Origin of the sequence: Psychrobacter sp. LFX-11D, from assembly GCF_904846475.1 — a bacterium.
Taxonomy (GTDB): Bacteria; Pseudomonadota; Gammaproteobacteria; order Pseudomonadales; family Moraxellaceae; genus Psychrobacter; species Psychrobacter cryohalolentis.
This window is the reverse complement of record NZ_CAJHAV010000001.1, coordinates 21,093-33,132: the sequence shown is the minus strand read 5'-3', so window position 1 is coordinate 33,132 and position 12,040 is coordinate 21,093. Positions and strand designations below refer to the sequence as shown.

Below are 12,040 nucleotides of genomic sequence, written 5' to 3'. Positions count from 1 at the left end.
TTTTGCGTTTGGAGTTTGGTATATTTTTAAAGATGAAAAATTTGACCTAATGTACTAATGTTATCTGTTAATCTAGGCAATTCAAGCCATTAATCACTAGATAAATGATTAAGTTATTTATAATTTAAGGAAATTAGTATGGCATTAACTACAGAGTCTAAAGATTTAAACCTTTCAGATGTTATCGATGGTATTTTCGATGGTGATTATCAACTGCCAGAATTTCAAAGAGACTATGTTTGGAAAGATTCCAATATTAAAAGTTTATTTGAGTCAGTGCTTTCTTCCCATCCGATAGGTACAGTTTTACTGTTAGAAATTGAAAAAGAAAACCCTTTAATGGCATGGACTAGTTTTTCTGAAATTATCCCTACTGACAACAGAACTCTTGATTATGAAGGTGGGGATAAGAATCCACCCCAATATCTGGTACTTGATGGGCAGCAAAGATTGACTTCCTTAAGTCATTTAACAAGAGGTACAAATAATCATATATGGTATCTAGACCTAAATGGTGTAAAGCAGAGATGGGAAGAAGTTGAAGCACCGTCCAATAAGGAAGAGATTAAAAACTTTATTGAACAAGAGTTAGATGTATTCGCTTTTATAAAGAAGAAGAAAAGAACTGATGATCCCTTAAAGGACTTTAGAAGTAAAGCTAAGCTTCTTCCTTTAACACTTCTAAAAGATAGAAATACTCTAACAAAAGCTATTACAGATGTAAGGGATGCTATTAGTGAAAAAATTCATGAGAAAAATTATGAGTTAAAAAATTATGAAAAATTAACTGTCAAAGAAAGTAAGGAAGAGCTAGAGGAAATTATAAAAGAAGAAGGGAAGTGGAAAACCTTCTTAGCAGAATTATTACCTTTTATTCTTGATAACTATTTTGATTTCAAGCTTCCAACAGTCGTAGTGTCTAAAAAGATGGGTATAAGTGGGGTTTGTAAAGTATTTACAAAGATAAATACTACTGGAATTCAGCTGGGTGCTTTCGACTTATTAGTTGCAGTGCTATATCCTAAAAGAATATCACTCAAACAAATGTTCGATGAAGTTATATCAAATTATCCTTTAGTTGATAGTTTAGACGGTAAGCCTAAAAGATACTTGTTACAAACTTTAGCTCTTTATAATAAAGTTTCTCCTAAAACTTCCCACCTACCAGAAAGCTTGAAAGCTGAAATGTTTGACGAAGGTTGGAATATTTGCGTTAAGAACTTGAATGAGGCATGTGAGCAATTAGACAGAAATTGTGGAAGCGCTTTAATAACAGGTAGCGAGAAATATTTAGCATATTCACCACTTTTGCCGATTATCGCAAATGTTATAAATGAGCATCCTTTAGATGTAAAAGACCATAATTTAAGACTAATGAGATTAGATAAGTTAAGAGCTTGGTATTTTGGTGCGGGTATATCTTCTCGTTATGGTGAAGGATCAGATAATAAGCAAGTGAAGGATTTGGCTGAAATGAAAAGATGGTTTTCTAGCCCTTCATTTAAAGAAGAAATGCCGACATGGTTAAACAATATTTATGGCGAAATTAATACTTCTAAAAGTGGGGCAGTAGGTAAAACAATCGTTTCACTGTATAATTTGAAACGAGCTAAAGATATATATATAGATAATTTAGAAGTTTGTGCAGAAGTCAATGGATGTGATTTACATCATATTTTTCCTAAAGCAGCCATGCGTAAAAAAGTTATGGAAGAAAATGGGATTAGAGATAAATCAATGGCTGATAAGTTTTTGAAAACACAGCATAATATTGACTCAGTGTTAAATCAGACATGGTTATTATCTTCAACTAATAGAGATATAATTAGTGATAGAATGCCTTCTGATTATATACGCGAGCTGATTCAAAAGAATGGTGGGAGTAGAAATGCTGAACAAAAAGTTCGAGACTTATTTAAACAGCACTGCATAAATGACTCAGCTTTCGATAAATTAATGAATGATGATTATTTTGGTTTCATTGATGAAAGAAAGAAGAGTGTACAGTTTGAGCTAACAACTACTTGTAAAATTCCAAACTTCTTAGAATCTGAGCCAGTCGACGATTTATTGTTTTAAATTCCGATGCATTTGAACCTTATTTATAAAGGATGGTTAGTAAATATGCTAACCATCTTTCCTTGACTGCTCCTGAGCCTCAGTAATCAACTCATGAATCTTCGCGCTTTCTTTTAGTACACAAGCTTCATACGCAGAGAGCGGCTCAGGTTCCTGCTCTTTTTCTTGCTCCTGTTTGGCTTTTTCTTCTAGATATTTCTGCAGCTCGTCTTGTTCATCTTGCTCATTGTATTGTGAGTTACTCATGGCTTAGGTCTCCTAATATTTTTATCTCTTAATAAAAGTCATCACGATCAGCATACTTCTTATTGAGCGCCTTTAAAATAGCATAAGTTTCTAAATCCAGCTCACCCGTTGGCTGCTGCGGTCTGAAATGCAATTGAAAGGCATACACGACATCACGACTGGCTTTATCCCACGCGTCTGTGTCATTGATTTGATAACCGTAATCGCGAAACGCTTGCTTAATCTCGGGTATCGTTGCCGCTGCAAACGCGTCTTGATTCATAAAGAATTGCTTATCAAATTCATCATACCAAGCGCCAATGCCGTACTCTTTATAAAGTCGCTGCCAAGGAAATTTCGCTCCGGGGTCAATCTTACGCGAGGGTGCCATATCGGCATGACCGATGATATTCTTTGCTGAGATGTTATATCTTTTTGCCAAGTCTTGCACCAGCTGCGCCACTTTCTTAATCTGTAACTCATCAAATTCTACATAGTGCTCATAAGGATGATAGTCGAGCGCGCCGTTTTTTAAGGCATCTCGATATTCAGGCTTAATGCCGCTATTGACAATCTCGATGCCGATAGAGGTATCGTTGAGTATCGTTCTACCGGCAAAGCCGCCCGCGCCAGCATGCCAAGCACGCTCACTTTCGGGTACTAGGTTATAAATCTTATTGTCGTTATTATCCAAGATCAGATAGTGGGCGCTCACATTTCCAGTGGTCAATGTTTTTATAGATCTGGCATTATCTGAGACGGTATAGTGCAGGACGATGGATTTAATCCGCTCGCTTTTGCCAGTGGCTTGATAGGTTTCGCTATCAATAACGAAGGGTTCAGTATTCGCTATTTGGGTGTTATTAGTGGTCACGCAGCCAATCAAAGGCAGCGTTAAGGCACATGCTAATGCTAAAAAGATATTTTTTGCCATGAAATGCTAATCCTTTTTAATCTTCTTAGCCAAAACCTTCTTCCAGCTCTCTTCCAAACACTCAATCGCAAGCCAAGGTTCAATAACTTCTGCGGCAAATGTCTCTTTTGAGTTTGATAATTGCCACAGTTTCTCAATTGTCGCAAAAGAATAGGGGCGTTCGATTAAATATACCGGTAAATCAGCGCTGATCATGCCATCGCGAACGACTTGAAAATACCAACCAGCGATGCCTTGTTTGCTGACCCAAGACGCGATATTTGGCACTTTAGTAAATTGTCCGATTTGGTCGTTGATTTTGTAGCAGGGGCGGCGCGGTTGGACAATGCGTAATTGCACGCTGTCGCCCCTATCCCCATCAATGATTTCATCTTGACCATACTGAAAAACGTCACCAATACAAACCGTGGTTTCCGTCATTTCTGGCAAACCATTCACTGCTTCTGTAGTGAGGTTTTCACCCAATGTGCCAACACGCACCTTCAAGCTAAACTCTGCATTAATCTTGTCATAAGTCGCCGTCGCTAGTTGATGTACCGCTTTTAGTGGGCCACCATGATGACGTCTATCGGCTTGCTCATCAGTTGTGAGACCCATAAAGTTGACAGCGACGGGCGCTTTGATTGGTGCTTTATCGATGGCGCTCATTTCTTCACGGGTAAATGGCATGGCTTTGCCAGCGCGAACGCAGGTGAGGGTAGCGATATGGAGCGGCAAGGTTTGGTTAAAGTCAGCAGTATTTTTTTGGGTAGAAGATGCTATCGTTTTTGAGTTTATAGGTTGTATGTTCATAGGTTCTAAGCTCATAGGGTTTCCTAATCTATAGGGATTTATTAGGGGAGAGGTTATATCGATATTGGTATTAATAATGCGTATTATCTTAGCTTAATCATTCCTCTAATGGTAAGAATTCAGCCGTTTAAAATTTAACCGTATTTTGAATTTTATTAGCACAGTAAATTTTAGACAAAAAAAGACCAGAATAGATATCTGGTCTTTTTCTTAAGCAGCTTTGGCAATAAATAAGATTATTTATTTTTATTGCGACGACCGGCTGTTTTCTTCTCACGCGGCACAGCAACCAGCTCAGCCAATTGTTCAGGCGATGACCATAGACCTTCTAGGTCATAGAACTCACGGGCTTGTGGCGTCATCATATGCACGACAACAGCGCCCAAATCAATCAATGTCCAGTCAGAATCGATACCGCCTTCACGACCTAGTGGCATAAAGCCACCCAGTTTGGCTTCAGCGCCGACACTGTCAGCCATTGCACGTACATGGCGCTTTGAGGTACCGTCAGCGATGATGATACGCTCCATTACGTCTGTCAATGCTGCTACATCCATTACGGTGATGTTCTTAGCTTTCATATCGTCTAGCGCGGTTTGAACAAGGGTCAAACATTCTTGTAAACGTTCGTCAGTCATGGTGTTGGTCATAAATTTTAATCTCTTGAATCGTAAATATTAAAAATAAAATGGTAAATCGTCACAATGCATTCTCTAACGAGCCAGATAGGGGCAGACGTTTTTTGAGAAAAATGATCAAAGTGGGCAAAATTAAAAGTATAAGGCGATTTTAACGGAATTGAGCAGCAGAATATAGCTGATGGGCGATAATATATTGATAAACAGCAGGATTTAGCCATTTAGCGAATGAATTGGGTGCAGTATCGCTAATGATAGCATTTATTGGCTGTAAAGATGCGATTTGCGTTTCGGCAGCGTGTTTTATATTTAGCGATTGAGATGCTTGCGGCAGTGGTTGGTAAAGTTGTTGCTGCAATTGCCGCCTTACTTGCGTGCTCGATATCGCTGCCACAGGGCGCGGGTCTATATAAATGCGACCTTGGTAAGTATTTTTCAACACACTGCTACCCGTTAAAGGTTGAATATTATGTATTAATAACTCAGTGATTGAATCGACGGTTAAAAGTTGCAGTGGCATAGGAAGTTGCGACTTTAAGGGAGTTTGCCAATCAGTTTTAAGGAGTTTTTTATTCAACTCAGGGTTTTCCTCACGATTAAACACCCATAGATTGACATAATCAGTCAGTGCTAAACCGTCTTTCCATTTATCCAAACTGCGCGCGCTGTCCATCCCCATGATAAATATCAAACTGTCATTTGGATAGCGGGCGCGTAATGTCTGTACGCTATCAATGGTATAAACGGGCGGCGCTTGCCACAGCTCAAGCTCGTTAATGTATAAGGGCGACTCTTGCGTTGCCAGCTTTAGCATCGCCAGACGATGCTTAGGATCGGTGCTATCTTCTTTAAAAGGCGAGCGCGTATTGGGCAGCAACGATACATACAGTTCGCGCTGTTGCTGCTCAGCTATTGGTAATAAACACTGATAAACGGTCATCGCCATTTGCAAATGACCATTATGTACAGGATCAAATGAGCCACCCAAATAAGCACGGATGGCAGACTTAGTATTTTGGCTTTGATAACTGTTAGAAGTATTTGACATAAATGAGTGAGTAAAAACTAATGCAGATGGGCGTTGTAGTTGATTTATTTTAAATCGACTATAGCATGTGATTATTTACTTATCCCGATTATCGATTTTATTATATTTAATTATACTGTTTAAAAGCCATAGAAAAGCCGACCATCATTATGATAATCGGCTCAATAATACGTGTTTTGAATGAAGCTTTAAATGCTTAAATAACGTCGCTATGTGCTTGAATGGCAGTGAGGGCGATGGTATAGATAATATCATCGACCAAGGCACCACGTGACAAGTCATTGACTGGTTTATTTAAGCCTTGCAACATCGGTCCAACACTGACCACATTGGCGCTACGTTGTACTGCTTTATAAGTGGTGTTTCCCGTATTGAGGTCTGGGAAAATAAAGACGTTTGCTTGTCCAGCAACAGGCGAATCCGGCGCTTTTTGCTTGCCGACGCTCATAACAGAAGCCGCGTCATATTGTAGCGGTCCGTCGACTTTTAGATTCGGCGCACGTTCACGGACGATTTGGGTCGCACGGGCGACTTTTTCGACATCAGCGCCAGTGCCTGACGAGCCCGTAGAGTAGCTAATCATTGCCACTTTTGGATCGATGCCAAAGGCAGCAGCAGACTGCGCAGACTGAATGGCAATCTCAGCCAATTCTTCTGCATTTGGATCAGGATTAATGGCGCAGTCACCGTAGACAACCACTTGCTCAGGCAACAGCATAAAGAAGACTGACGATACAAGTGAATACTCCGGTGCCGTTTTAATCAACTGAAACGCTGGGCGGACAGTATTCGCCGTGGTATGAATCGCCCCAGAGACCAGACCATCAACTTCGTCCATCTGTAGCATGGTCGTACCTAAATAAACGGTATCTTGCAGATATTCAGCAGCCACTTCTGCGCTGGTTTTACCTTTGCGACGCTCGACTACAGCGGCGATATACTTGCTCATATCTAAGCTGTCAGGGTCGATGATTTCAAGCCCTTCAGGTAATACCAAATCGCGGTTTTTGGCGACTTGTTCAACATCAGCACGCTTAGCGAGTAGCACACAGTTGGCAATACCGCGGCTTTGACAGATACAGGCGGCTTCGACCGTACGCGGCTCAGAGCCTTCTGGCAGCACGATACGTTTTTTGGCGATTTGCGCTTTTTTGACCACTTGATGACGGAAAGCAGAAGGTGACAAGCGTGGCTCATGATTTTGGCTAAAATACGCTTTAATCCAGCTAAGATCTAGATGCGCCGCGACATAGCGCGCCACTTCTTCAGCGCGTTCAGTATCATCACTTGGAATCTCAGCACTCATGTGTAATAGACTCTGTACCGTCTCAAAGCTGTCATCTTCGACACTCATCACAGGAATACCAGTTTTGAGTGCAGATTGCCAAAGCTCAGCGACGGTTGGACTAGGGACAACGCCGCCAGTCAATACCAATCCTGCTAGCGGAATACCATTGATACAGGCAAGACCCGCCGCCAATAATAAATCGTCACGGTCGCCCGGCACCACGATAAGCGTACCACGTTTGAACACTTCATCGACACGTGCAATTGAGCGTGCGGTCAAGCTGATGCGATTGATACGGCGCGATTTTGCCTCACCAACGTTGAGCCAAGTACCATCAAGTTCAGCAGCGATATCCCACGTACGCGGCACGGATAATGAGTCACTAAATGGTACGACACCAATTAAGCGGAATTGTTCGGTATTAAAGTGCGGCGATAAGCGTTGTACTTCTTGTATAAAGCCGCTATCCAAGCTCACAATCGCTTCACCAGGGGCAACGATTTGATTTTCTAAGGTGCTTTGCGTATTCGGCAAGTCATGCATACGCATCAAGATACAGCCAAGCGTACGATCACTTGCCATACCACCAAATTCACGCGCATGGACATCAAGCTTATCGGCCAAATAGGCAGGTTTACTGGTATCGGCGGTGCTAACAAAGATGATTCGGGCATCGAGTGCATGAGCAATCGCACGGTTGATCTGTGAGGCATAAGAAGTTTCAGTCGTCGGTACTAAGCCTTCGCAAATCACCACATCGTAATCATCACCAAGAGTATGGTAGTTAACAACCACTTCTTCCATCAAATCATCAAGATTGTCATCACCAATCATACGCTCAACATGTTGACGGCTGATCGATTTAGGTGGCTTTAGACCAAAGGCATGCATGGCTAATGCGCTTGAGCTGTCTAAACTGTTTTGCTTATCCAGCGTATCGTCTTGTAAAAACGGCTTCATAAAACCCGCTTTGATACCGTTATAATCAAAAGCACGAATCAAGCCTAACGCCGCTGACGTCACACCGATACCGCGGCTAATGGGTACAAGTAAAATAGTTTGCATAATGTATCCTACTGTTTATTATATTTTTAGAGAGATTGTCATCCTTGAGCGTATAAGAATCAACTTGTGATTCTTATCGCAGGCATATGAGTCTTATTGTAGACCTAGTTTTATTTTAGACCCAAGGCTGCACGAGTCTCTTGAGCGATACGGCATTCTTCATCAGTTGGGACAACCCACAGCTCAATAATGCTATCGTCAGCATGGAAACTGCCTTCATTGCCACCGACCAAGCCAGCGTTCTTATCGGCATCTATTTTGATGCCAAAATGACGCATGACTTCCAAAATACGCGTCCGCGTGGTCACAGAGTTTTCGCCGATACCACCTGTGAAGACAATACCGGTAAAGTCAGGGAGCGCGCAGCTTAAGCTGGCAAGGTATTTACCAACACGATAGCAGAACATCTCGATAGCCAGCTTCGCGTCTTCATGACCTTCATTAGCCGCTTGCTCAATGGTACGCAAGTCATTCGATAAGCCTGAAATACCAAGTAAACCACTTTCGCTATTGAGCATTTTATCGATTTCTTCTAAGCTCATACCAAGTTGGCGCTTGAGATGAATATGTAAGCTTGGGTCAACATCACCACTACGCGTACCCATCATAAGACCTTCAAGCGGGGTTAGACCCATACTGGTATCAAGGCTTTTGCCGTCGTAGACAGCCGTTGCTGAACAGCCATTGCCCAAATGCGCAGTTAACCAACCATGTGGTCCTGTTGCGCTGGTAATGTGGCTGGCGCGTTCTGATACATAAGCATGCGAGGTACCATGGAAGCCATAACGACGAATTTTGTGTTCTGAGTAGAGTGCCTTTGGTAGCGGATAGCGGAAAGCAACGGGTGGCATGGTCTGGTGGAAGGCAGTATCAAATACCACCACTTGCGGAATATCAGGATAGATTGCTTGTACAGCTTCGATACCCAGTGCGTTTGCCGGATTGTGTAATGGGGCGAGGACTTTTAGACGTTTGACTTCTGCTAACACATGCGCATCGACACGCACCGCTTCTGAGTACTCACGACCGCCATGTACCACTCGATGCCCAACAGCAATAAAGTGATACTGCTCAAGTAGCTCAAGGATTTTCTGTAAGGCAAGTTCATGACGACCACCAGCGATTGCAATTTCTAACTTTTCACCATTTAATGTGGTGTGTTTAATACGGGCAGTATCGAGACCTAAGTTTTCGGCAAGACCTGTGATACGAGTGCCTTCATCCTCACTAATTAAGGCGTATTTGATTGAAGAGGAGCCGCAGTTCAATACTAAAGTAGGATTGGTCAGGGTCGATGCTTCAGAATGTTTGTCATCAAAAGTGGTGCTTACGCCAGCGCTCATACTCTATCCTTAGATTGTCTTTTATAAAAGGTGCCGCATCTTGACGATCACCTGTTGAATAAACGAAAACCAGCGATATTGGTGCTGGCGTACGCCGAACAGCTGACATACGTAAACAATGACATCGCTGATTTTTATTGTTCTTGGGCTGGGACTGCTTTAAAGGACGTTAAAGGTTTGCATCTGTCTGTTTTTAGAAATCTGGTCTTACAAAACTTAGGTTTTCGTACTTTTAAAGGTTAATAGGACGCATGCTAGCGCCTCGTCACAGCCACAAGGGTTAAGTATAATGTACCATATTTTTGCGCGTATACCACGATAACTATAAGGCTTTAATCAGCAATCTTATAAATGCTTAATGCAAGTGTACACCGAAGGCCGCGAGTGTTTATCAGCTATAATGAGACAAAAATACACTCTATAAAAATTGTAAGTAAATTTTTCTGGGTTAATAAGCTGCAGCTTCATCCATGCTGTATCCCCTATCTATAAACGCCATATATTCATACGTTCAGTCATTTATTTGCATAAATTTATGGCTCAAACAGAAGTGGTAGGCGCACAGCTTTAACGAATAATGCTATGATTAAAAAATTGTCCTATTTCCCTATTGCAGCCTTGGTTGTTTTTTATGGATAGTTATTTTATTCATATTCTATCTAAACCGTTGCAAGCCAAAATTTTGCAAGATTACAGGTTAGCCATTCTATGTTTACTATACGCCGCACTCCTAAGATTAAAAGCGCTGACTTAAGCACTGCTTCAAGTGTAAGCGCCAGTCGCCCTGCTTTTTATAAGCTTATCGCAGCTACTCTGGTGATAGGTTCTACAGTATTGACAGGCTGCGGGCAAAAAGGCGATTTGTATCTAGTAGAATCTAGCACCCAAACAGTTGAGACTAATAATCCGGTGCTTGATAGCAGCAGTCATCCGCAAGATGCCGCCTTTGCTAAAATTGACGACAATCAAAATAGCGAGCAAAACGCAGATAATTTTCAGCTGCCTAAACCGAGCACCGATCCCAACGATTATTAATCGTTGATTATTGTTTATTAAAAGACAAACGCTCAAACGATTTTTAGCGTATCCGACAAGCTATTCACCTTAATGCCTTAAAAATTTAATACATTGATTATATTAGAGATATTTATATGAGTCAGTCAGTCACTACCCAAACTGAGCAGGGATTGTATGTGCATCCTGAAGCCTTAACCGCCCATTTGCCCGCGCTCGATTATCGAGGCGGTGCCTTGTATATGGAGCAGGTCAGTATTGCTGAAGTAGTTAAAAACTACGGTACGCCGTGTTATGTGTACTCAAAGCAAGCCATTTTAGATGTCTATCAAGCTTATACGACCAGCTTTGCCAGTCTACCGCATCAGATTTGTTATGCGGTAAAGGCAAACTCTAATTTGGCGGTACTTGGTATCTTGGCGCAAGCAGGGGCAGGGTTTGATATCGTCTCACGTGGTGAGCTCATGCGCGTATTGGCGGCAGGCGGCGAGGCTGCGCGCGTGGTATTCTCAGGCGTTGGTAAGACTTATAGTGATATCGAATATGCCCTGACGCAAGGTATTGGCTGCTTTAACGTTGAGTCAATCAGCGAGCTGACTTTGATTAATGATGTGGCACAGAAATTGGATAAACCTGCGCCAATTTCACTACGGGTTAATCCTAATGTCGACGCCAAGACCCATCCGTATATTTCAACAGGTCTAAAAGACAATAAGTTTGGTATCAGTCATGAAAATGCCGTCGCTGTCTATGAGCAAGCGGCGCAATTATCGCATATCGATATCGTCGGTATTGACTGTCATATCGGCTCGCAGTTGACTGAAGTTGCGCCATTCGTTGCGGCATTGGACAAAGTGATTGAGCTAGTACATAGCTTACGTAAAGCAGGTATTGAGCTGCGTCATATCGATTTGGGTGGTGGTCTGGGTGTGCGTTATATTGATGAGACGCCTGTTTCTATTGATGAATTTGCCAATGCGTTATTACCAAAACTTAGTGAGCTTGGCTTGACCGTATTCTTTGAGCCGGGTCGTAGTATCGTGGCAAATGCTGGGGTGTTATTGACCAAGGTTGACGTGCTCAAACCAACTGAGCATAAGAATTTTGCCATTGTTGACGCGGCAATGAACGACTTAATTCGCCCTGCTTTATATCAAGCAGAAATGGCAGTAATCCCAAACGTTTTACCTAGTAATGGTATTAATACAGAAAGTACTGAGCCATGGGATATCGTTGGTGCTATCTGTGAAACGGGTGATTTCTTAGCAAAAGATCGTTTGTTGTCGCTTTCGACAGGCGATATTCTCGCAATCACGGGTGCTGGTGCTTATGGCTTTACTATGAGTAGCAACTATAATTCACGCCCGCGAGCCAGTGAAGTCATGGTAGCTGATGATCGCCACCAGCTGATTCGCAAACGCGAAACCGTTGAAGCGCTATATGCAGACGAAGTATTGTGGCAAGGTTAACGGCTAAGCAGCATAAAGTATCTCAAAAATCTAACCCATTATCATAATGCTAGTGGGTTTTTTTATGGCAAATTTTGATCAAACACCTGAATAATAAGTGTGGAATATAACTTGGCATTTGATAACGGTGATAGTTATGATTGTA

Annotated in this window: 10 protein-coding genes; 3 read left to right on the top strand and 7 right to left on the bottom strand. The window is 42.0% G+C overall.

The features are described from left to right. Positions 1-138: 138 nt before the first annotated feature. Positions 139-2,079 (top strand): DUF262 domain-containing protein, encoded by a 1,941-nt coding sequence (locus tag JMX75_RS00165; RefSeq protein WP_201530503.1) that lies wholly within the window; start codon positions 139-141, stop codon positions 2,077-2,079. A 48-nt stretch (positions 2,080-2,127) separates the two neighbouring features. Here the strand turns inward: JMX75_RS00165 and JMX75_RS00160 are convergent, their stop codons facing one another. From JMX75_RS00160 to JMX75_RS00130, 7 genes are all read right to left on the bottom strand, one after another. Then, entirely contained in the window at positions 2,128-2,325 is a 198-nt protein-coding gene (locus JMX75_RS00160; protein ID WP_201530502.1) for a hypothetical protein, read from the bottom strand. Between the two features lie 28 nt (positions 2,326-2,353). Beyond that, positions 2,354-3,238, bottom strand: coding sequence for an N-acetylmuramoyl-L-alanine amidase (locus tag JMX75_RS00155; RefSeq protein ID WP_201530501.1), 885 nt, complete (start codon positions 3,236-3,238; stop codon positions 2,354-2,356). A gap of 6 nt (positions 3,239-3,244) precedes the next feature. Further along, entirely contained in the window at positions 3,245-4,045 is an 801-nt protein-coding gene (locus tag JMX75_RS00150) for an MOSC domain-containing protein (RefSeq protein ID WP_227673122.1), read from the bottom strand. A gap of 221 nt (positions 4,046-4,266) precedes the next feature. Next, complete coding sequence (gene rsfS / locus JMX75_RS00145) at positions 4,267-4,680, bottom strand: ribosome silencing factor (protein ID WP_011512587.1); 414 nt, start codon at positions 4,678-4,680, stop codon at positions 4,267-4,269. A 139-nt stretch (positions 4,681-4,819) separates the two neighbouring features. Further along, positions 4,820-5,716 carry a nicotinate-nicotinamide nucleotide adenylyltransferase gene (locus tag JMX75_RS00140; protein WP_201530500.1) on the bottom strand — a complete coding sequence of 299 codons (897 nt, stop codon included), beginning with the start codon at positions 5,714-5,716 and terminating at the stop codon, positions 4,820-4,822. A 196-nt stretch (positions 5,717-5,912) separates the two neighbouring features. Further along, entirely contained in the window at positions 5,913-8,069 is a 2,157-nt protein-coding gene (pta, locus tag JMX75_RS00135; RefSeq protein ID WP_201530499.1) for a phosphate acetyltransferase, read from the bottom strand. A 110-nt stretch (positions 8,070-8,179) separates the two neighbouring features. Continuing rightward, complete coding sequence (locus JMX75_RS00130; RefSeq protein WP_201530498.1) at positions 8,180-9,412, bottom strand: acetate/propionate family kinase; 1,233 nt, start codon at positions 9,410-9,412, stop codon at positions 8,180-8,182. A gap of 708 nt (positions 9,413-10,120) precedes the next feature. Between JMX75_RS00130 and lptM the strand changes: the two genes are divergently transcribed. Together lptM and lysA are read left to right on the top strand one after the other, a co-directional pair. Then, positions 10,121-10,447 (top strand): LPS translocon maturation chaperone LptM, encoded by a 327-nt coding sequence (lptM, locus tag JMX75_RS00125; RefSeq protein ID WP_201530497.1) that lies wholly within the window; start codon positions 10,121-10,123, stop codon positions 10,445-10,447. 116 nt (positions 10,448-10,563) lie between these two features. Continuing rightward, on the top strand, positions 10,564-11,895 hold the full coding sequence (gene lysA, locus JMX75_RS00120; protein ID WP_263240946.1) for a diaminopimelate decarboxylase: 1,332 nt from the start codon (positions 10,564-10,566) through the stop codon (positions 11,893-11,895). Positions 11,896-12,040: the final 145 nt, after the last annotated feature.